General features: G+C 71.3%; 15 protein-coding genes, 1 tRNA gene and 1 pseudogene. 8 read left to right on the top strand and 9 right to left on the bottom strand.

The features are described 5' to 3' along the window. Positions 1-4: 4 nt before the first annotated feature. The 3 genes from cydD (at position 5) to ACFV9O_RS00505 (ending at position 6,640) form a co-directional block, all read left to right on the top strand. A complete protein-coding gene (gene cydD, locus ACFV9O_RS00515; protein WP_385410631.1) occupies positions 5-3,592 on the top strand; it encodes a thiol reductant ABC exporter subunit CydD in 3,588 nt (1,195 codons plus the stop codon). Between the two features lie 20 nt (positions 3,593-3,612). Then, a complete protein-coding gene (locus tag ACFV9O_RS00510; RefSeq protein WP_385410629.1) occupies positions 3,613-5,502 on the top strand; it encodes a GAF domain-containing protein in 1,890 nt (629 codons plus the stop codon). A 94-nt stretch (positions 5,503-5,596) separates the two neighbouring features. Continuing rightward, the gene (locus tag ACFV9O_RS00505) at positions 5,597-6,640 is read left to right on the top strand and encodes a M23 family metallopeptidase (RefSeq protein WP_385410627.1); all 1,044 of its coding nucleotides are present in this window, start codon (positions 5,597-5,599) and stop codon (positions 6,638-6,640) included. Positions 6,641-6,725: 85 nt separating this feature from the next. Here the strand turns inward: ACFV9O_RS00505 and ACFV9O_RS00500 are convergent, their stop codons facing one another. The 7 genes and pseudogenes from ACFV9O_RS00500 to ACFV9O_RS00470 form a co-directional block, all read right to left on the bottom strand. Next, positions 6,726-7,580, bottom strand: coding sequence for a Cof-type HAD-IIB family hydrolase (locus ACFV9O_RS00500; protein WP_385410626.1), 855 nt, complete (start codon positions 7,578-7,580; stop codon positions 6,726-6,728). Between the two features lie 103 nt (positions 7,581-7,683). Continuing rightward, positions 7,684-8,631 (bottom strand): LLM class flavin-dependent oxidoreductase, encoded by a 948-nt coding sequence (locus ACFV9O_RS00495; RefSeq protein ID WP_385410625.1) that lies wholly within the window; start codon positions 8,629-8,631, stop codon positions 7,684-7,686. Positions 8,632-8,732: 101 nt separating this feature from the next. Further along, a complete protein-coding gene (locus ACFV9O_RS00490; protein ID WP_385411095.1) occupies positions 8,733-9,302 on the bottom strand; it encodes an RNA 2'-phosphotransferase in 570 nt (189 codons plus the stop codon). A gap of 176 nt (positions 9,303-9,478) precedes the next feature. Next, complete coding sequence (locus ACFV9O_RS00485) at positions 9,479-10,417, bottom strand: MerR family transcriptional regulator (protein WP_385410623.1); 939 nt, start codon at positions 10,415-10,417, stop codon at positions 9,479-9,481. A gap of 9 nt (positions 10,418-10,426) precedes the next feature. Next, positions 10,427-10,579 (bottom strand): annotated as a pseudogene (locus ACFV9O_RS00480) (metal-dependent hydrolase); the annotation flags it as partial. An 83-nt stretch (positions 10,580-10,662) separates the two neighbouring features. Next, positions 10,663-12,423, bottom strand: a complete 1,761-nt coding sequence (locus ACFV9O_RS00475; protein ID WP_385411093.1) for an SDR family oxidoreductase — start codon at positions 12,421-12,423, stop codon at positions 10,663-10,665. An 11-nt stretch (positions 12,424-12,434) separates the two neighbouring features. Continuing rightward, on the bottom strand, positions 12,435-13,289 hold the full coding sequence (locus ACFV9O_RS00470; RefSeq protein WP_385410621.1) for a M24 family metallopeptidase: 855 nt from the start codon (positions 13,287-13,289) through the stop codon (positions 12,435-12,437). 275 nt (positions 13,290-13,564) lie between these two features. Between ACFV9O_RS00470 and ACFV9O_RS00465 the strand changes: the two genes are divergently transcribed. From ACFV9O_RS00465 to ACFV9O_RS00445, 5 genes are all read left to right on the top strand, one after another. Then, positions 13,565-14,530, top strand: a complete 966-nt coding sequence (locus tag ACFV9O_RS00465) for an ABC transporter ATP-binding protein (RefSeq protein WP_385411092.1) — start codon at positions 13,565-13,567, stop codon at positions 14,528-14,530. Further along, complete coding sequence (locus ACFV9O_RS00460) at positions 14,527-15,438, top strand: ABC transporter permease (RefSeq protein WP_385410620.1); 912 nt, start codon at positions 14,527-14,529, stop codon at positions 15,436-15,438. The genes ACFV9O_RS00465 and ACFV9O_RS00460 overlap by 4 nt, the downstream gene beginning before the upstream one ends. A 49-nt stretch (positions 15,439-15,487) precedes the next feature. Then, entirely contained in the window at positions 15,488-16,399 is a 912-nt protein-coding gene (locus tag ACFV9O_RS00455; protein WP_385410619.1) for an ABC transporter ATP-binding protein, read from the top strand. A gap of 14 nt (positions 16,400-16,413) precedes the next feature. Continuing rightward, positions 16,414-17,133 carry an ABC transporter permease subunit gene (locus ACFV9O_RS00450; RefSeq protein ID WP_385410617.1) on the top strand — a complete coding sequence of 240 codons (720 nt, stop codon included), beginning with the start codon at positions 16,414-16,416 and terminating at the stop codon, positions 17,131-17,133. A gap of 425 nt (positions 17,134-17,558) precedes the next feature. After that, positions 17,559-17,643, top strand: a tRNA-Ser gene (locus tag ACFV9O_RS00445). Positions 17,644-17,765: 122 nt separating this feature from the next. On the opposite strand, the gene ACFV9O_RS00440 is transcribed toward ACFV9O_RS00445, so the two are convergent. Together ACFV9O_RS00440 and serS are read right to left on the bottom strand one after the other, a co-directional pair. Further along, positions 17,766-18,578 (bottom strand): HAD family hydrolase, encoded by an 813-nt coding sequence (locus tag ACFV9O_RS00440; protein ID WP_385410616.1) that lies wholly within the window; start codon positions 18,576-18,578, stop codon positions 17,766-17,768. Then, on the bottom strand, positions 18,575-19,852 hold the full coding sequence (serS, locus tag ACFV9O_RS00435) for a serine--tRNA ligase (protein ID WP_385410614.1): 1,278 nt from the start codon (positions 19,850-19,852) through the stop codon (positions 18,575-18,577). Before serS ends, ACFV9O_RS00440 begins: the two co-directional genes overlap by 4 nt. Positions 19,853-20,118 lie beyond the last annotated feature (266 nt).

Below are 20,118 nucleotides of genomic sequence, written 5' to 3'. Positions count from 1 at the left end.
GGGGATGTTTCACGTGAAACCTGTCGACCCGCGTCTGCTCCGGTACGCCCGGGCCACCCGCTTCTTCATGGCGGCCGTGGTTGTCCTCGGCCTTGCCGGAGCGGCGCTGGTCGTGGCCCAGGCGATGCTCATCGCCGAGGTGGTGGTGGGGGCGTTCCAGCGAGGACTGGACGTCGCCGGGCTGTGGACCCCGCTGCTGCTGCTGGCCGCGGTCGCGGTGGGGCGCGGGCTGGTGTCGTGGCTGACCGAGCTGGCGGCGCACCGGGCGACTGCGGCGGTCAAGAGTGAGCTGCGGATGCGGCTGCTGGAACGGGCGGCGGAGCTCGGGCCGGGGTGGCTGAGCGGGCAGCGCACCGGGTCGCTCGTCGCGCTGGCCACGCGCGGAGTGGATGCGCTCGACGACTACTTCGCGCGCTATCTGCCGCAGCTGGGGCTCGCGGTGGTGGTTCCGGTGGCGGTGCTGGCACGGATCGTCACCGAGGACTGGGTGTCGGCGGCGGTCATCGTGGTGACCCTGCCGCTGATCCCGATCTTCATGGTGCTGATCGGCTGGGCCACGGAAGCCCGGATGAACCGTCAGTGGAAGCTGCTGTCACGGCTGTCCGGGCACTTCCTGGACGTGGTCGCGGGGCTGCCGACGCTGAAGGTGTTCGGCCGGGCGAAGGCACAGGCCGAGTCGATCCGGAGAATCACCTCCGAGTACCGGCGGGCGACGCTGAAGACGCTGCGGATCGCGTTCCTGTCGTCGTTCGCACTGGAGTTGCTGTCCACCCTGTCGGTGGCACTGGTGGCCGTGGGCATCGGCATGCGGCTCGTCCACGGTGAGCTCGACCTCTATACGGGGCTGGTGGTGCTGATCCTGGCGCCCGAGGCGTATCTGCCGATCCGGCAGGTGGGGGCGCAGTATCACGCGGCGGCGGAGGGCCTGTCGGCGGCGGAGGAGATCTTCGCGGTACTGGAGAGCCCCGTGCGCGGCGGGGCCGCGGGGGAGGCGGACTCGGTGCGGCTGGAGCTTTCCGGGGTGACGGTCCGTCGTGCGGGCCGCGCCGAGCCGTCGTTGGACTCGGCGTCGCTGGTGGTGGAACCGGGCGAGGTGGTGGCCCTGGTGGGGCCCAGCGGAGTCGGAAAGTCGACTCTGCTGGATGTGGTGATGGGATTCGTCCCGCCGGACGAGGGCCGGGTGCGGGTGGGCGGCGCGGAGCTCGCGACCCTGGACCTGGAGCGGTGGCGGGAGTCGATCGCATGGGTGCCCCAGCGGCCGTACCTCTTCGCGGGAACGGTCGCCGAGAATGTGCGGCTCGCGCGGCCGGAGGCGGATGACGCCCGGGTCATGGCGGCGCTGCGAGACGCCGGGGCGTACGACTTCGTGGCCGAGCTGCCGCGGGGTGCGGACACGGTCCTGGGCGAGGACGGTGCGGGGCTGTCGGCAGGTCAGCGGCAACGGCTGGCGCTGGCCCGGGCGTTCCTCGCCGACCGGCCGCTGCTGCTGCTCGACGAGCCGACGGCGGCGCTGGACGGCGAGACCGAGGCGGGGATCGCGGATGCGCTCCGGCGACTGTCGGCGGGGCGGACGGTGCTGCTCGTCGTCCACCGGCCCGCGCTGCTGGGCCTTGCGGACCGGGTGGTCGAGCTCCGGCCGCCGGGGCCGGAGCGCTCCGGCGCGGTGGATGCCGCGGCGGTGGGTTCCCTCGGGTCTTCCGGGCTCCCGCAGCCGTCGTCCGCGCCTTCGAGGGACGGCGATGTGGCGGAACCGGCCATGGCCGGCCGTCCTGAGGGTGGGGGCGCCGTGGGGGCCGGGATCCTGCCGCAAGGTCGGCGGGCCGGGGTGCTGGCCCGGGTACGGGGGATGGCCGGAGCGCTGCGGGGGCGGCTCGTCCTCGGCCTGGTGCTCGGGAGCCTGGCGCTGGGATCGGCTGTCGGGCTCATGGCGGTGTCCGGATGGCTCATCTCGCGGGCGTCGGAGCAGCCGCCGGTGCTGTATCTGATGGTGGCGGTGACGGCGACGCGGGCGTTCGGGATCGGCCGCGCAGTGTTCCGGTACGCGGAGCGGCTGGTGTCGCACGATGCCGTGCTGTCGATGCTCGCCGATCTGCGGGTCGGGGTGTACCGGCGGCTGGAGCGGATCGCGCCGGCCGGGCTGCGCAGGGCGCGGCGGGGCGATCTGCTGTCGCGGCTCGTCGCCGATGTCGACGCGCTGCAGGACTACTGGCTGCGGTGGCTGCTGCCCGCGGGCGCGGCGGTCGTCGTCGGGACCGGGGCCGTCGGGTTCACGGCGTGGCTGCTGCCCGAGGCCGGTGCCGTGCTGGCCGTCGGGCTGCTCGTCGCCGGGGTGGCCGTGCCGATGGTGAGCGGCGCCAGCGCGCGGTGGGCCGAACGCAGGCTCGCGCCGACGCGCGGTGTGCTGGCGACGCGGGTCGTCGATCTGCTCCGCGGTACGGCCGAGCTGACCGTCGCCGGGGCGCTGAAGGGCCGGATCGCCGCGGTGCGGGAAGCCGACCGCACGCTCACCGGAATCGCCTCGCGCGCCGCGTCCGCCACCGCCCTCGGCGGTGGTCTCTCCGCCATGGCCTGTGGGCTCACCGTCGCGTTCGCCGCGTACGCGGGTGCGATGGCCGTGCACGCGGGCCGGCTCGAGGGCGTCGAACTCGCCGTCGTCGTACTGACCCCGCTCGCCGCGTTCGAGGCGGTCACCGGGCTTCCGCTCGCCGTGCAGTACCGGCAGAGGGTCAGGCGGAGTGCCGAGCGGGTCTTCGAGATGCTCGACGCCCCGGTGCCGGTGCACGAGCCCCTGGAGCCGGCACCCGCACCCGCGTCCGCGTTCCCGCTGGAGGTCCGCGAGCTCACGGCCCGCCACGCGGGTCAGGAGCGCGACGCACTCACCGGCTTCGACCTGAGCCTCACCGAGGGCAGGCGGATCGCGGTCGTCGGCGCATCCGGCTCCGGCAAGACCACACTCGCCCAGGTGCTGCTGCGCTTCCTGGATGTGCAGGAAGGCACGTACACCCTGGGCGGGACGGATGCGGCCGCGCTGGACGGGGACACGGTCCGGCGGTTCGTCGGGCTCTGCGCCCAGGACGCCCACATCTTCGACAGCACCATCCGCGAGAACGTCAGACTCGCCCGACCCGAGGCCTCCGAGGAGGAGCTGCGCGCGGCGCTCGCCGGTGCCCGGCTGCTGGAGTGGGCAGACGGCCTCCCCGACGGCCTGGACACGTTGGTCGGTGAGCACGGTGCCCAACTCTCCGGCGGCCAGCGGCAGCGCCTCGCCCTCGCCCGCGCGCTCCTCGCCGACTTCCCCGTCCTGCTCCTCGACGAACCGGCCGAACATCTCGACCTGGCCACGGCGGACGCGCTGACCGCCGATCTGCTGGCTGCGACACAGGGGCGTACGACGCTGCTGATCACCCACCGGCTGCGCGGCCTCGACGCGGTGGACGAGGTGCTCGTCCTGGACGACGGCCGGACGGTGCAGCGCGGCCCGTACGCGGAGCTGGCCGAGGCGGAGGGGCCGCTGCGCCGGATGCTGGAGAGGGAACGCGCCGGTGATCTGCTGGACAGCCGCCTCCGAGAGCCGACTTTCCAGGCCAAATAGGTCTTATTAGTCTCAAGGGCATGACAGCCCCTGAGATGAGGGATGCCTCGGGTCCCGAGGGCCCTGCGGGTCCCGGGGAACCTTTGGGCCCCGAGGTTCCTGCGGGTGCCGAGGAGCCCACGGGCGGGATCGAGGCCGCCACGCAGGCGACCCGCAGCCTCCAGGGCCTGTCCACCGAACTCACCGCCCGCGTCCCCCAGCTGCTCGAAGCGATGCGCTCCATCGGCACCGGCCTGGAGCTGCGCTCCACCCTCGACCGGATCTGTGCGACCGCGGCGGAACTCGGGGACGCCCGCTACGCCGCCATCGGCGTCGTCGACGAGGAGGGGCGGGGCCTGTCCGACTTCGTGACCCACGGCGTCCCCGAGGCCGTGGCACGGCGGATCGGGCATCCGCCCGACGGGCGCAAGGGGCTCCTCGGCGCACTGATGCACCATTCCGAGGCCATTCGGCACGCCGATCTGACGAAGGACCCGCGCTCCGCCGGATTCCCGCCGGGCCATCCGCCCATGCGGAGGTTCCTCGGGGTGCCCATCCGGGTCCAGGGCGAGATCTTCGGCAATCTCTATCTGGCGGAGAAGCGTGGTGGGGGCGAGTTCACCGACTACGACGTGCACATGGTGCGGGTCCTCGCGACCGAGGCGGGCATAGCGATCGGCAACGCCCGGCTGTACGAGGCGGCGCGGCAGCGCGAGCGCTGGATCGACGGCTCGGTCGCCGTCACCACCGCACTGCTGGCCGGTGGTGACGCGGACGACGCGCTCGTCGTCGTCGCGGAGCAGGCGCGCAAGCTCGCCGACTCGGCCGCCGGGATCGTGCTGCTCCCCGCCGAGGAGGACGGACTGGAGATCGTCGCCGTCTCCTCGCCCCAGCCCTCCCTGCATCTCGGCACGGTCGTGCCTCCGGAGAGCCCGGCCGTCGCGTCGCTGCTCGCGGGTGAGGCGGTGTTCGTCGCGGACGCCGCCACCGATCCGCGGATGCTCACCCGGCTGGTGAGCGACTACGGGCCGGTCATGCTGCTGCCCCTGCACAGCGGCGGCAGGGTACTCGGCGCGCTGGCGACCCCGAGGGCGCGTGGCGCGCGCCGGTTCACCGAGTCCGAACGCACCCTGGCCACGCAGTTCGCCTCGCAGGCCGCGGTGGCGCTGATGATGGCCGAGGCGCAGCGCGACCGGGAGCGGCTCGCCGTGTACGAGGACCGCGACCGTATCGCCCGCGACCTCCACGACCTCGTGATCCAGCGGCTGTTCGCCACGGGGATGATGCTGGAGAGCGCGCAGCGGCAGTCGCTCGTGCCCGCCGTGCAGGAGGGTGTCGGCAAGGCCGTCGACGAACTGGACGTGACCATCCAGGAGATCCGCACGGCCATCTTCGCGCTGCAGCAGGGACCGGCGGAGGCGCCGTCCGGGCTGCGTACGCGCGTCCTGAGGGAGATCAACATGGCGGCCGTGCCGCTGGGGTTCAAGCCCTCGCATCGCTTCGTCGGGCCGGTCGACTCGGTGGTGGGCGAGCTGACGGGCAAGAACCTGATCGCGGCGCTGCGGGAGGCGCTGTCCAACGCGTTCCGGCATGCGGAGGCGACGCGTATCGAGGTCGTCGTCGACGCGACGGTACAACTGGGTGACGGTGACGGAGGCGCAGAAGGTGGCGCAGGCGCAGGCGCAGGCGCAGGCGCAGGCGCGGGCGTAGGCGGCGTGCGGCTGTCGGTGGCGGACGACGGCGTGGGGATTCCGGAGGGCGGGCGGCGCAGCGGGCTGCGCAACCTCCAGCGGCGGGCGGAGTCGCTCGGCGGATCGAGCTGGTGCGAGCCGGGGATCGCGGAGGGCGGCGGCGGTACGACGGTGGTCTGGGAAGCGCCGCTCGAGCCGCACGCGGTGGCCGCCGCGGGCCGCGATTCCCAGGACGCCTGACAGGCTCCAGGGGCCTGACCGGGACTGAGCCGGTTGGCGGTACGACACCGTCTATATGTGGCACATGGGGCAAATCGGATGTGACGATCCGAGAATGGGTCACCAACACCGCACCTGGCAACGGATTCTGATGGTGTCGTTGCTGTGCCTGCTGCTGCCGGCCCTTTGCACGCCACCGGCGAGTGCCAACGACGGGCCCACCGCAAGTGCCGAAGTGGCCCGGCTGTTCGAGGAGGCGGCGAAGGCCACGCAGTCGTATCAGCGCGGCCTGCACGCCGCCGAGATCGAACGGGCCCGCACCGAGCGGCTCCAGTGGCGGCTGGCCGAGCGGCGTCGCGAACTCGAGGACATACACGACAAGATCGGAGAGGTGGCCCGCGCCCAGTACCGGGCCGGCGGCAACCTCGCGCTCACCGCAAGGCTGCTGCTCGCCGACGACCCCGCGGTGATGATGCGCGGATTCGAGCTGGCGTGGAAGGCGGAGCTGGCGGTGAACCGGCTGCTCGGCCAGGCCAGAGAGGCCGAGCGGCGAGCCAGTCAGGCCGAGGAGCGGACCCGCGCGGCCTGGCTCGACCTCGAAGCACGCACCGAGCGGCTGGCGTGGCTCAAGCAGGGCATCGAGACCAAGCTCGAGTCGGCGCAGTGGACCCTGCAGGGCGAGGCCAACCGCAGTGCTGCCGCCGGTCAGTGCGCCGGTGCGGTGCGGCTCGATGAGCCGTCGCTGCCGGACGGGCCGAACTGGGTGGCGCCCGTGGAGAACTACACGCTGTCGGCCGGTTTCGACAGCGCGGGTGAACACTGGGCACGCCGGCACACCGGACAGGACTTCGCCGTCCCGATCGGTACGCCGGTGCGCTCGATCGGTGCCGGGCGGGTGGTCTCCGTGTCCTGCGGCGGCGGTTTCGGGATCCAGGTCGTCGTCGAGCACTCCAACGGCTGGTACTCGCAGTACGCCCATCTCGCCGCGGTCACCGTCGACCAGGGGGACTGGGTGCAGACCGGTCAGTGGGTCGGACAGTCGGGCACCACCGGGAACTCGACGGGCCCGCACCTGCACTTCGAGGTGCGGCTGACGCCGTATCTGGGGTCAGGAGTGGATCCGGTGCCCTGGATGCGCGAGCGCGGAGTCTGGCTGTAGAAGGACGGACGGGCCGGCCCCGCCACTCGCGGGCCGGCCCCGCAGCTTGCGGTCCGGCCGCGCCCCGCCCTGCGCCCGCCGTCCCCTACGGGCGCCACGCGGCCAGGATCTGCTCGATGACCACCGCGACGCCGTCCTCGTTGTTCGCGACGGTCCGTCCGGAGGCGGCGGTGATGACGTCCGGGTGGGCGTTGCCCATCGCATAGGACGTGCCGGCCCAGCTCAGCATCTCCACGTCGTTGGGCATGTCCCCGAACGCCACGACCTCGTCCGCCGAGATCCCGCGCTGCGCACAGCACAGCGCGAGCGTGGAGGCCTTGGACACACCGAGGCCGCTGATCTCCAGCAGCGCGGTCGGGCTGGAGCGGGTGAACGAGGCCAGGTCGCCCGCGGCCGTACGGGCGAGTGCGAGGAAGCCGTCCGGGGTCAGCGACGCGTGGTGGGCGAGCAGCTTGAGCACGGGCGCGTCGGAGTCCGGGCCCCCCTCGTGGAGCAGCTTCTCGGCCATGGCGACAGTGGCGCCCGGGTCGAGATGGAACGGCGGGTAGTCCGGCTCGTAGTGGATGCCCGTGCTCAGCTCGACCGCGAATGACGTGCCGGGCGCCGCGTCGCGCAGCGTCCTGACCACATCGAGCGCGGTCTCCCGCTCCAGCGGGCGGGCCTGGATCAGCTTGCCGCCGGCGTGGAGGTCGACGACCGCCGCGCCGTTGGCGCAGATCGCCAGGCCATGACCGTGGACGTGGGCGCTGACGACGTCCATCCAGCGCGCCGGGCGGCCAGTGACGAAGAAGACCTCGATCCCTGCCTCCTCCGCGGCGGCGAGCGCCGCGACGGTGCGGTCCGAAACGGACTTGTCGTCGCGCAGCAGGGTGCCGTCGAGGTCCGTGGCGATCAGCCGGACGGTGGCGGGCAGCGGCAGAGGATCGTTAGCTGAGGTCACCCACGCATTCTCCCGTATCAAGCGCACGGGCGTGCAGGAGGGTGCACATCTGAGTGCACGCCCCCTGACGCGGAGTAGTCGCGGGGGCTCTCCGGCCTTCCGCTCAGCGCAGCTGTGCCAGGGCCTCGGTCGCGATCCGCTCGAAGACCGCCTGGTCAGCGGCGAAGACGGAATCCGCGACGGGCCAGTGGACGACGATCTCGGTGAAGCCGAGCTCCGCATGCCGGCCGGCGAAATCGACGAAGGCGTCGAGGGACTCCAGCGGACGGCCCGGCCGGGGCGCAGGGAGAGCCGGGTTGAAGTCCGGGGTGAAGCCGGTGAGCAGGATTTTGTCGAGCTCGGCGGCGTCCCGGCCGGCCTCGGCGCAGGCCTTGCCCAGCTTGGTGAGCTGCCCCGCGACGGCCTCGACCGACTGCTCCGGGGTGCCCGCCTCGTACAGCTTCGGGTCGCCCGTCGTCACCCACGCCTGCCCGTACTGGGCGGCGAGCTTCAGTCCGCGGGGGCCGGTGGCGGCGACGGCGAAGGGCAGCCGCGGGCGCTGGACGCAGCCGGGAACGTTCCGCGCCTCGGACGCGGAGTAGAAGCGGCCTTCGTACGTCGTCCCGGCCGGCTCGCGGAGCAGCGCGTCCAGCAGGGGTACGAACTCACCGAACCGGTCCGCGCGCTCGCGCGGGGTCCAGGGCTTCTCGCCGCTCTTCAGCAGGGTCGTCGCGTCGAAGCCGTTGCCGCCCGCGCCGATGCCGAGGGTGATGCGGCCGCCGGAGATGTCGTCGAGGGTGATCAGTTCCTTGGCCAGGGTGACCGGGTGCCGGAAGTTCGGCGAGGTCACGAGGGTGCCCAGGCGCAGCCGGTCCGTGGCCGCCGCGGCGGCGGTCAGGGTGGGGACGGCACCGAACCACGGTCCGTCGCGGAAGGTCCGCCAGGCGAGGTGGTCGTACGTGTACGCGGCGTGGAATCCGAGCTCCTCGGCTCGCTGCCAGAGCGCCCGGCCCCCCTCGTTCCAGCGGTGCACGGGAAGGATCACGGTGCTGAGGCGCAGAGGAGACGTCATGCCCTCCAGCGTACGGGGGACCGGCCGGTGCCCCTGTTCCGATGCGGGGAAGCCACAGGTCAGCCCGTGTCTGCCAGGAAACGGGGAGGGGCAGGCGCAGGTCAGCCGGGGAAGCGCAGGAACTCCGGAGGGACCCCGTCGGTGAGCCAGACCCCGTTGGCGCTGACATGGAACACGTGGCCGGCGCGGTGCATCGCGCCCGCATCCACGGAGAGGACGACCGGGCGGCCCCGGCGGGCGCCCACACGGGTCGCGGTCTCACGGTCGGGCGAGAGATGGACGTGGTGGCGGGCCATGGGGCGCAGGCCCTCCGCGCGGATGGCGTCCAGGCTGCGGGCGACCGTGCCGTGGTAGAGGTACGCGGGCGGCTCGGCGACCGGCAGGTCGAGGTCGACCTCGACGGTGTGGCCCTGGTTGGCACGGATCCGGGTGCCGTCGATCGTGAAGCGCCGCTTGTCGTTGACGGCGACGACATGGTCCAGCTCGGCCCGGGTGAAGGGGAAGCCGTGCGCGGCCGCGGCCCGCATCAGCTCGTCGATCGCGACCCAGCCGTTTGCGTCCAGGGTGATGCCGATGCGCTCGGGCTGATGTCTCAGATGCTTCGAGAGGTACTTCGACACCTTCACGGTGCGCTTCTCGCGCTTCTCGTCCATGCCGTCCACGCCACTCATGTCAGCTTCGCCGACTTCGTTCACGTCTGTTCTGTCCATGCCGTCAGAGTGCCGGTGGCGTCGGTTCGGCGCCACGCGATTTTCATCCGGACGAAAGTGCTCCACATGTTTGATCCACAACCAAGTCCGTTATCCACAAGGGGAATTGACGCCCCTGTGGACAACGACTGTGTGATTCAGTGCATTTGATCAACTTCGCCCCTTTCTCCAGCGCTTGTCGTGAGTGCGTCCAATGTCCGTGCATGCAGTTCCCGTTCGGTCGCTGCGGTGATGAACGCCTCCGCGTTCTCCGGCCCAACGAGCTGATGCACAGCCCGGATCGTCGCTACCGGCAGCGCCACCGACCGCGGCTCGTCGTCGCGCTCCAGCGGTTCCGCGCCCAGGTGGTGTTGCAGGTGCCTGGTCGCGAACAGTCGCATGGCTCGCGCGAGTTCGGCGTCGACCGTCTGCTGGGCGAGCGGCCGCAGCCGCCGCACCATCGATGCGGCCTCCGCCGCGTCCGCGTCCGTCGGCGGCTGATGTCCGAGATAACGGGCGAAGACGTGCTCGGTGGTGAACTCCAGGAAACGGGACGCTATGTGCTCGACCTGCCCGCGAAGTTCCCGCAGATGGCCGGAGATTGCCAGGAGTGGCACGCCGGCCGCGTACAACTCGGCGGCCACCGAGAGCTCTTGGGGACTCGGCACCAGGAACTCGTCGGCCCGGCCCGGGATGCGCTCCAGCACGCCGAGCTCCACCGCCTCGGCGATGGCCTCCTCGTCCGGCTTCCCCCCGAAGGTCTCGTCCAGCTCGGCGCGGGTGATCCGGGCCGCTTCCTCGTCGGTCCAGGGACCCTGCACCTCGGCGACCAGACCGAGTACCCCGCCGAGCCCGCGCCCCGCGTCCCAGGCCTCCAGCAGTTCCTTGATGGACGCCAAGGTGTACCCCCGGTCGAGGAGGTCGGCGATCTGCCGCAACCGGGCCAGATGGGTGTCCCCGTACACATTGGCCCGGCCGCGCCGCTCCGGCTTGGGCAGCAGTCCGCGGTCCTGGTAGGCACGGATCGTCCGGACCGTGGCGCCACTGTGATGGGCCAGGTCCTCGATCCGGTACTCGGCTGCCGGCTCCCCGGACACGATCACTCCCTACTGCCCCATGGCGGCGCGCCCCACCGCACCCGCCGCCGCACGGGCCGCGGGCGATGCGGCGAGAGACTCGACCGCCCTGCGCGGCGACCCTTCCTGCGAGGGATGGTACGACCGCCGGAAGTATCGGGGTATTGCGGCGCCTGTCTCCCGCCGGTCCAGCGCCTCGGCGTGCAGCACCCAGCCCCCCAGGACGTCGAAAGACACCCTTCGCGGCGCGATCACATGGTGGTCGCTCACAGCGGCGGCTCCCATCGGGCTATCACGCGCAGGGCCCTGGGGGTGAACCGGGACATGAGGTGGGCGCCGCGGGCCTCCGGGGTCACGGGCACCACCGCCTGGTTCTTCACGACCGCCCGCAGGACCGCGTCGGCGACCTTCTCCGGCGGGTAGTTGCGCAGTCCGTACAGCCGGGACGACTTCTTCTGCCGGCGCTTCTCCTCCTCGGCGGAGACACCCGCGAAGCGCGCGGTCGCCGTGATGTTCGTGTGCACGAGGCCCGGGCAGATCGCCGAGACCCCGATGCCCTGCTCGGCCAGCTCCGCCCGCAGGCATTCGCTGAGCATCAGCACCGCGGCCTTCGACGTCGAGTAGGCCGGCAGGGCCTTGGAGGGCTGGTACGCGGCGGCCGACGCGGTGTTGACGATGTGGCCGCCCTGGCCGCGCCGGGCCATCTGCCTGCCGAAGATCCGGCAGCCGTGGATGACCCCCCACAGATTGACGTCGAGGACCTTGCGCCAGTCCTCGCTCGTGGTGTCGAGGAACGAGCCGGACAGACCGATCCCCGCATTGTTGACCAGCACGTCCACGACGCCGTACTCGGCGGCGACCTTCTCGGCGAGCTTCTCCATCGCCTCCTCGTCGGACACGTCCACCGCCTCGCCCCAGGCCGCGGGCGCGCCGATCAGCCGGGCCATCTCCGCGGTCCTGGCCGCCCCCTCCGCGTTCAGGTCCACGGCGACGACCCGCGCGCCCGCCTCCGCGAAGGCGAAGGCCGTGGCCCGCCCGATACCGCTGGCCGCACCCGTCACCAGCACCAGCTGCCCGCCGAACCGGTCCGCGTACCGGCCGGGGGCCGCACTCGCCGGAGCCGGCCGGCCGTCCTCGGTCGCCGTCACGAACTCCGTGATCCACACCGCCAGTTGGTCCGGGCGGGTGCGCGGCACCCAGTGCTTGGCGGGCAGCGTGCGGCGCACCAGCTGGGGCACCCACTGGCCCAGGTCGTCGTAGAGCCGCTCGGACAGGAAGGCATCGCCGGTAGGGGTGATCAGCTGGACCGGTGCGTGGGCGTACGCGTCGGAGCGCGGGCGGCGCAGCCGGGCGCGCACATTGTCGCGGTAGAGCCAGGCGCCGTGCGCCGCGTCGGACGGCAGCGACGCGGTCGGGTAGTCGCCGCCGGGCACCTTCTCGACCCGCTGGAGGATCTTCGGCCACTGCTTGCCGAGCGGGCCGCGCCAGGCCAGCTCCGGCAGCACGGGCGTATGCAGCATGTACACGTACCAGGACTTGGCGCCCTGGCCGAGCAGCTGGCCGACGCGGCGCGGGGTGGGCCGGGTCACGCGCTGCTTGATCCAGTGCCCGAAGTGGTCGAGCGACGGCCCGGACATCGAGGTGAACGAGGCGATCCGGCCCTCGGTCCGCTTCACCGTGACGAACTCCCAGGACTGCACGGACCCCCAGTCGTGCCCGACCAGATGCACGGGCCGGTCCGGGCTGACCGCGTCGGCGACCGCCAGGAAGTCGTCCGTCAGCTTCTCCAGGGTGAACCCGCCGCGCAGCGGCACCGGCGCAGTCGAGCGGCCGTGCCCCCGGACGTCGTACAGCACGACATGGAAGCGCTCGGCCAGCCGGGTCGCGACCTCGGACCACACCTCCTTGCTGTCGGGATAGCCGTGCACCAGCAGCACCGTCGGCTGTGTCTCGTCACCGAGCTCCGCGACGCACAGCTTGATCCCGCCCGTACGCACCCATCGCTCGCGCGCGCCCTCGATCCCCATGCTCACGTCGCTCAAGAGTCCTCCTCGGCCCAGCGCCGCACATGCGGCAGATCGTCATCCAGCCAGAACGCGCTCTGCTCCGGATCCTTCGAGTCCGTGACCACCAGGATCTCCTCGAACTTCGCGCCCGTCCCCCGGAAGCCGAGGTGCGGCTCGACCGCCCACAGTCCCGGCTGCGGAGGATGGTCGGAGAACCTGTACGGCGACCACAGCGGCGACCAGCCGTCCCGGTGGCCGTGCAGCGCGTCGCTCGCAAGCCCCTTCAGCGACTGGGTGCCGAAGCCGAACAGGGTCGGCGACCACTGGCGCTCCCGGACCCGGTCGACCTTGTGGGCGATGACCCCGAACGGATACGCCCGATGCCGGTTGGCGTAGCCCTGCCGCACCATCAGCCGGTCCACGTCCTCGTAGATCTCGCGCAGCGAGCGGCGCTCCCGCACCTCGCGCAGGATCAGCTCGCGGTGCGCCCGGAGGTCGGCGAGCAGCTTGTCGTGCACGGGATGGAGTCCCAGGCAGCCCGAATAGCCGATGTCGGCCGTGAAGCCCTTGTACACCGGCGCCATGTCGAGGATGAAGGGCATCCCCGCCTCCAGCCTCCGGTTGGTCGGGAAGAACTGCAGCGGTATCCGGAAGTCGACGAACGCCGTGCGGTCCCCGAACCAGGCGAAGGGAAGGTGGAACCAGTCGCGCACGCCGCGCTCACGCAGCCACTCCCGCTGCATCCGCGCCGCCTCGCGCTCGGTCACGCCGGGCTTGAGCTGCGCCGCGACCGCCTCCGCGCACTCGTACGCCAGGCGCTGCACCTGGCGGAACCCCTGCAGTTCCGCCTCGCGCCCCGTTCTCACTGCTGAGGTCTTGCCGGCCATGCCACCGTCCGTCCCTCTTCATGTGCGGTACGTGCCCGTAACTTGACACTGATGAATGTGACAATGCTCGGCGGCTGCGTCAAGGGCCGTGCACAGACCTGTGGACAACTGCCGCCGCGTCCCTGCCGCGTCCCTGCCGACCCCCTGCCGAGTCCCCGCCGGGTCCTCCTTCCGCGTGGCCCCCCTACGGGTCCGTACGCCTGGAGTCGGATGCGGAACCAGCCGCCAGGGTTGACGCCGCTTGTGGTCCGCGCCACTACCTTCGAAGCGTGACTGTGATCGTGACCGAAAGCCTGAGCAAGCGGTTCCCCCGGGTGACCGCGCTTGACCGGCTCTCCCTGGACATCGGGCCCGGCGTGACCGGCCTCGTGGGCGCCAACGGAGCCGGCAAGTCCACACTGATCAAGATCCTGCTGGGTCTGTCCCCCGCCACGGAAGGCCGGGCCGAGGTGCTCGGCCTGGACGTCGCCACCGCCGGCGCCGCCATCCGTGAGCGCGTCGGCTACATGCCCGAGCACGACTGCCTGCCGCCCGACGTCTCGGCCACCGAGTTCGTCGTCCACATGGCGCGCATGTCCGGACTCCCGCCGACGGCGGCGCGCGAGCGCACCGCCGACACGCTGCGCCACGTCGGCCTCTACGAGGAGCGGTACCGCCCCATCGGCGGCTACTCGACGGGCATGAAGCAGCGCGTCAAGCTCGCGCAGGCGCTGGTCCACGACCCGCAGCTGGTCCTCCTCGACGAGCCGACCAACGGCCTCGACCCGGTCGGCCGCGACGAGATGCTCGGCCTGATCCGCCGTGTGTACACCGACTTCGGCATCTCGGTCCTGGTCACGTCCCATCTCCTCGGTGAGCTCGAGCGCACCTGCGACCACGTGGTGGTCGTGGACGGCGGCACGCTGCTGCGCTCCAGCTCCACCAGCGACTTCACCCAGATCACGACCACCCTCGCGGTCGAGGTCACCGACTCCGACGCCCACCCCGACGGCACGGCGGCACTCCGCAAGGCCCTTGCCGCCGCCGGCATCACGCTGCACGAGGGCGTCGAGGAGGGGCTGCCGGGAGCCGGCCACATCCTCCTGCTGGAGGCGACCGGCGAGGAGACGTACGACACCGTCCGCGACACAGTCGCCGCCCTCGGCCTCGGACTCGTACGGATGGAACAGCGCCGCCACCACATCGCGGAGGTCTTCCGCCCGGAGGCAGCGGCCCAGCCCATGGAGGTGCCGGCGCCATGAGCACCGAGACAACCCGCACCGAGACAGCCCGCTCCGAGACGACCCGTATCCACAACATCGGATACCGGAACTACGAGGGCGCCCGGCTCGGCCGTGCCTACGCCCGCCGCTCCCTCTACTCGCAGTCCCTGAGGGGCGCGTACGGACTGGGCCGCAGCGCCAAGTCCAAGGTGCTGCCGATGATCCTCTTCGCGGTGATGTGCCTGCCCGCGGCGATCATGGTCGCCGTCGCGGTCGCCACCAAGATGAAGGACCTGCCGCTCGACTACACGCGCTACGCGATCGTCACGCAGGCGGTCATCGGCCTCTTCCTGGCCGCCCAGGCCCCGCAGTCGGTCTCCCGGGACCTGCGCTTCAAGACCGTGCCGCTGTACTTCTCGCGGCCCATCGAGCGCGTCGACTACGTCCTCGCCAAGTACGGCGCGATGGCCTCGGCGCTGTTCGTCCTCACCGGTGCCCCGCTGCTGATCCTCTACATCGGCTCACTGCTGGCGAAGATGGACTTCTCCGACCAGAGCAAGGGATTCGCCCAGGGGCTGGTCTCCGTGGCTCTCCTCTCGCTGCTCTTCGGCGGCCTCGGCCTCGTCATGGCGGCGCTCACCCCGCGCCGCGGCTTCGGTGTCGCCGCCGTCATCGCCACCCTGACCATCACCTACGGGGCGGTGTCCACGGTCCAGGCCATCGCGCACGAGACCGGATCCGGCGGCGTGGTGGAGTGGCTGGGGCTCTTCTCGCCCATCACGCTCATCGACGGTGTGCAGACCGCCTTCCTGGGCGCGACCTCCTCCTTCCCCGGAGGACAGGGGCCGGACGCCGCCTCCGGCACGGTCTATGCGCTGGTCGTCCTCGCGCTCATCCTCGGCTCGTACGCCGTGCTGATGCGCCGCTACCGAAAGGTCGGGCTGTGACAGCCCACCCGTCGCCCACCACCACCCCTCAAAGGAATGGGCTGCGCCCATGAGCACTATTCACATCGACCACACCTCGCGCTGGTTCGGGAACGTGGTCGCCGTCAACGACGTGACCATGACCATCGGCCCAGGTGTCACCGGACTCCTCGGTCCCAACGGGGCCGGCAAGTCCACACTCATCAACATGATGGGTGGCTTTCTCGCCCCCTCCACGGGCAGCGTGACGCTCGACGGACAGGCGATCTGGCGCAACGAGGCGGTCTACCGGCAGATCGGCGTCGTCCCCGAGCGCGAGGCCATGTACGACTTCCTGACGGGGCGGGAATTCGTCGTCGCCAACGCCGAACTGCACGGTCTGGCCGCCAAGGCGGCCCAGCGCGCGCTGGCCACGGTGGAGATGGAGTACGCGCAGGACCGCAAGATCGCGACGTACAGCAAGGGAATGCGCCAGCGCGTCAAGATGGCGTCCGCGCTCGTGCACGAGCCGAGCGTGCTGCTTCTCGACGAGCCCTTCAACGGCATGGACCCGCGCCAGCGGATGCAGCTCATGGAGCTGCTGCGGCGGATGGGTGCCGAGGGCCGTACGGTCCTGTTCTCGTCCCACATCCTGGAGGAGGTCGAGCAACTCGCCTCGCACATCGAGGTGATCGTGGCGGGACGGCACGCGGCGAGCGGCGACTTCCGCAGGATCCGCAGGCTGATGACGGACCGGCCGCACCGGTATCTCGTCCGCTCCAGCGACGACCGGGCGCTGGCCGCGGCGCTGATCGCCGACCCGTCGACGTCCGGCATCGAAGTGGACCTGCAGGAAGGCGCGTTGCGGATCCAGGCGGTCGACTTCGGGCGGTTCACGGAACTGCTGCCGAAGGTCGCCCGTGAGCACTCGATCCGGCTGCTGACGGTCTCGCCCTCGGACGAGTCCCTCGAGTCGGTCTTCTCGTACCTCGTAGCGGCCTGAAAGGAGCCATCGACATGTACAACCCAACAGTCGCGAGGCTCACCTACCGGGCCCTCCTCGGCCGGCGCCGGGCGGCGGTGCTCTTCATCCTTCCCGGGCTGCTGCTGCTCATCGCTGCCACGGTGCGCGCGTTCAACGGGGTGGACGACCAGATCGCCGCCAATGTGCTGGGCGGTTTCGCCATCGCGACGATGGTGCCGCTGATCGGCGTCATCGCAGGTACGGGCGCGATCGGGCCGGAGATCGACGACGGTTCCATCGTCTATCTGCTCGCCAAGCCCGTGAAGCGGCCGACCATCATCGTCACCAAGCTCATCGTGGCGATCGCCGTGACGATGGCCTTCGCCGCGATCCCCACGCTGGTGGCGGGGCTGATCCTGAACGGGAACGGCCAGCAGATCGCCACGGCGTACACGGTCGCGGCGCTGGTCGCGTCCATCGCGTACAGCGCGCTGTTCCTGCTGCTCGGCACGGTCAGCCGGCATGCGGTCGTCATCGGGCTGGTCTACGCGCTCGTGTGGGAGACGCTCTTCGGCAGCCTGGTGCCGGGCGCGCGGACGCTCAGCGTGCAGCAGTGGTCGCTGGCGCTCGCCGAGAAGATCAGCGGCGAGGGGATGATCGCCTCGGACGTGGGGCTGCCGCTCGCCGTGGCGCTGCTGGTGGGCGTGACGTTGCTGGCCACGGCGTACGCGGGGCAGAAGCTGCGGACGCTGAAGCTGGCCGGGGAGGAGTAGGGCTGCTCCCGGGGGCTCAGGCCCCTCGGTCGGCCACGGGCCGGGTTCGGGGTGTCCCCGGCCCGGCCCGCCGTCGTTCTCGACGAGGACTTCGTACGTGCCGCGGAGGCCGCCGAGCCGTCCGCCCGGGCCCCGTGTGCTCGCCGCCCGCCGGCGCGAGTCCGAGCCCCCGGCGCCGACGGCCGAAATTCAGTGGCGCGGAACGTCCCGGGCGGGCACAGTAGTTGAAGCAGAGTCGCGCACATGTGCGACGACGTTTCGAGACCGGGGAGGGGCGCGGCGATGACCGAGAGTTCGAGTCCGTCGAGCTCCCAGCAGGGCAGCGCGCGGCAGGCTTCGGAGTAATCATCGGACTCCGTAGAGCCGCCTGCAGACAGCTGCCCGGGCGGCCGCTTCGAGCGCGCATCCGCGCGGGCCGCCCTCCCGGAGGATTGGCCGAGAGGTAAGGCACCGGCTTGCTAAGCCGTGGTCGGGGTCAACCCCGCGCGCGTTCGATCCGCGCATCCTCCGCGTTTCGCCTCCGGCGGTTCCGGGTTCCGGATTCCGCCGGGGTGGCAACGGGCCCGTAACGGCACCCGGCAAAGGCGGTTGAGCCCACCGTTCCGCCCCAGCGGAACGACTGCCCACAACGGTCAGCGGCCCAGCAGCTCCTCGAGCACCACCGCAATGCCGTCGTGCTCGTTCGACGCCGTGATCTCATGGGCCACGGCCTTCAGGTCCTCATGGGCGTTGGCCATGGCCACGCCATGGGCGGACCACGCGAACATGGGGATGTCGTTGGGCATGTCGCCGAACGCGATCGTCTGCGTGGACTTCACGCCGAGGCGGCGGGCCGCCAGCGAGAGGCCGGTGGCCTTGCTGAGGCCCAGCGGCAGGATCTCGACGATCCCCGGGCCGGCCATCACCACGTCCACCAGACCGCCCACCGTCTCGCGCGCGATGCGCGTGAGGGCGTCGTCGTCGAGGGACGGATGCTGGACGTAGACCTTGTTGAGCGGGGCGGACAGCAGCTCGGCCGGGTCGGTGAAGGGCACCACCGGGAGCGGGCCTTCCTGCACCCGGTAGCCCGGCCCCGCGATGACCTCGCCGTCGAGACCGTCGCGGCTCGCCGCGAGGGCCAGCGGGCCGACCTCCGCCTCCAGCTTGGCGAGCGCCAGCCCGGCCAGCTGCCGGTCCAGGGTCACCGAGGTCAGGAGCCTGTGCTCACCCGCGTGGTAGACCTGCGCGCCCTGCCCGCAGACCGCCAGACCCTGGTAGCCCAGGTCGTCCAGGATGTGCCGGGTCCACGCGACGCCGCGCCCGGTGACGATGATGTGCGCTGCGCCCGCCGCCGTGGCGGCGGCGAGCGCGTCGCGCGTGCGCTGCGAGATCGTCTCGTCGGAGCGCAGCAGCGTCCCGTCGAGGTCCGTGGCGATCAGGCGGTACGGAAACAGCGCCGGGCTCACTTGGAGACCGGCTCCAGGACCTCACGGCCGCCCAGGTACGGACGCAGCACCTCGGGCACCCGCACCGAACCGTCCGCCAGCTGGTGGTTCTCCAGGATGGCCACGATCGTGCGCGGTACGGCGCACAGCGTGCCGTTGAGCGTCGCGAGCGGCTTGACCTGCTTTCCGTCCCGCACCCGCACCGACAGCCGGCGTGCCTGGAAGCCGTCGCAGTTCGACGCCGACGTCAGCTCGCGGTACTTGCCCTGGGTCGGGATCCACGCCTCGCAGTCGAACTTCCGCGAGGCCGAGGCGCCCAGGTCGCCGGACGCCACGTCGATCACCTGGAACGGCAGCTCCAGGGCGGTGAGCCACTGCTTCTCCCAGTCCAGGAGCCGCTTGTGCTCGTTCTCGGCGTCGTCCGGGTCGACGTACGAGAACATCTCGACCTTGTCGAACTGGTGGACGCGGAAGATGCCGCGCGTGTCCTTGCCGTACGTACCGGCCTCGCGGCGGAAGCACGGCGAGAAGCCGGCGTACCGCAGCGGCAGCTTGTCGGCGTCGATGATCTCGTCCATGTGGTACGCCGCGAGCGGGACCTCGGACGTGCCGACGAGATAGAAGTCGTCCTTCTCCAGGTGGTACACGTTCTCCGCGGCCTGGCCGAGGAAGCCCGTGCCCTCCATGGCGCGCGGGCGGACCAGCGCCGGGGTCAGCATCGGGATGAAGCCGGCCTCCGTCGCCTGCGCGATCGCCGCGTTGACCAGGGCGAGCTCGAGCAGCGCGCCGACGCCCGTCAGGTAGTAGAAGCGCGAGCCCGACACCTTGGCGCCACGCTCGACGTCGATGGCGCCCAGCGCCTCACCGAGCTCCAGGTGGTCCTTGGGCTCGAAGCCCTCGGCACCGAAGTCGCGGATCGTGCCGTGCGTCTCCAGGACGACGAAGTCCTCCTCGCCGCCGACCGGGACGTCGGGGTGCACCAGGTTGCCCAGCTGGAGCAGGAGCCGCCGGGTCTCCTCGTCCGCCTCGTTCTGCTCGGCCTCGGCGGCCTTGACGTCGGCCTTCAACTGCTCGGCCTTCTTCAGCAGCTCGGCGCGCTCGTCCGGGGACGCCTTGGGGATGAGCTTGCCGAGCGACTTCTGCTCGGAGCGGAGTTCGTCGAAGCGGACGCCGGACGACCTGCGCCGCTCATCGGCGGAGAGCAGGGCGTCGACGAGCGCGACGTCCTCTCCACGGGCGCGCTGGGAGGCGCGAACACGGTCGGGGTCCTCACGGAGCAGGCGAAGGTCAATCACCCCACCAGGCTACCGGTGCGGACTCCCGCCTCCCCAGTTGATATTGCTTGCGTGTCACTTTGCCCGAATTGTCGGAATTAGGGAAAGTGGCGGTAAATCGTGAGCGACATCGGTCAATGAACGGGATGCTGTTCGCCGAAATAGGGCAACTCTCACTTCTTGCTTGACCCGCCCCCTTGTTTTCTCGTGCGGAGTGAAGGGTCGGCGGTCCGTTGTCCACAGGAGGGCGCGGCTCCACAGAGTTATCCACAGGGCGTCCCGGCGGT

The sequence above is a fragment of the Streptomyces sp. NPDC059909 genome (assembly GCF_042730885.1).
Taxonomy (GTDB): Bacteria; Actinomycetota; Actinomycetes; order Streptomycetales; family Streptomycetaceae; genus Streptomyces.
Note: the sequence above shows the minus strand (reverse complement) of the source record. Positions and strands in the feature narration are given on the sequence as shown.

Excerpts from the sequence above, each read along its gene's own strand:
- cydD (WP_385410631.1), top strand. The coding sequence starts at position 5 with ATGTTTCACGTGAAACCTGTCGACCCGCGTCTGCTCCGGTACGCCCGG.
- ACFV9O_RS00510 (WP_385410629.1), top strand. The coding sequence starts at position 3,613 with ATGACAGCCCCTGAGATGAGGGATGCCTCGGGTCCCGAGGGCCCTGCG.
- ACFV9O_RS00505 (WP_385410627.1), top strand. The coding sequence starts at position 5,597 with ATGGGTCACCAACACCGCACCTGGCAACGGATTCTGATGGTGTCGTTG.
- ACFV9O_RS00495 (WP_385410625.1), bottom strand. The coding sequence starts at position 8,631 with ATGACGTCTCCTCTGCGCCTCAGCACCGTGATCCTTCCCGTGCACCGC.
- ACFV9O_RS00490 (WP_385411095.1), bottom strand. The coding sequence starts at position 9,302 with ATGAGTGGCGTGGACGGCATGGACGAGAAGCGCGAGAAGCGCACCGTG.
- ACFV9O_RS00475 (WP_385411093.1), bottom strand. The coding sequence starts at position 12,423 with ATGGGGATCGAGGGCGCGCGCGAGCGATGGGTGCGTACGGGCGGGATC.
- ACFV9O_RS00470 (WP_385410621.1), bottom strand. The coding sequence starts at position 13,289 with ATGGCCGGCAAGACCTCAGCAGTGAGAACGGGGCGCGAGGCGGAACTG.
- ACFV9O_RS00460 (WP_385410620.1), top strand. The coding sequence starts at position 14,527 with ATGAGCACCGAGACAACCCGCACCGAGACAGCCCGCTCCGAGACGACC.
- ACFV9O_RS00455 (WP_385410619.1), top strand. The coding sequence starts at position 15,488 with ATGAGCACTATTCACATCGACCACACCTCGCGCTGGTTCGGGAACGTG.
- ACFV9O_RS00450 (WP_385410617.1), top strand. The coding sequence starts at position 16,414 with ATGTACAACCCAACAGTCGCGAGGCTCACCTACCGGGCCCTCCTCGGC.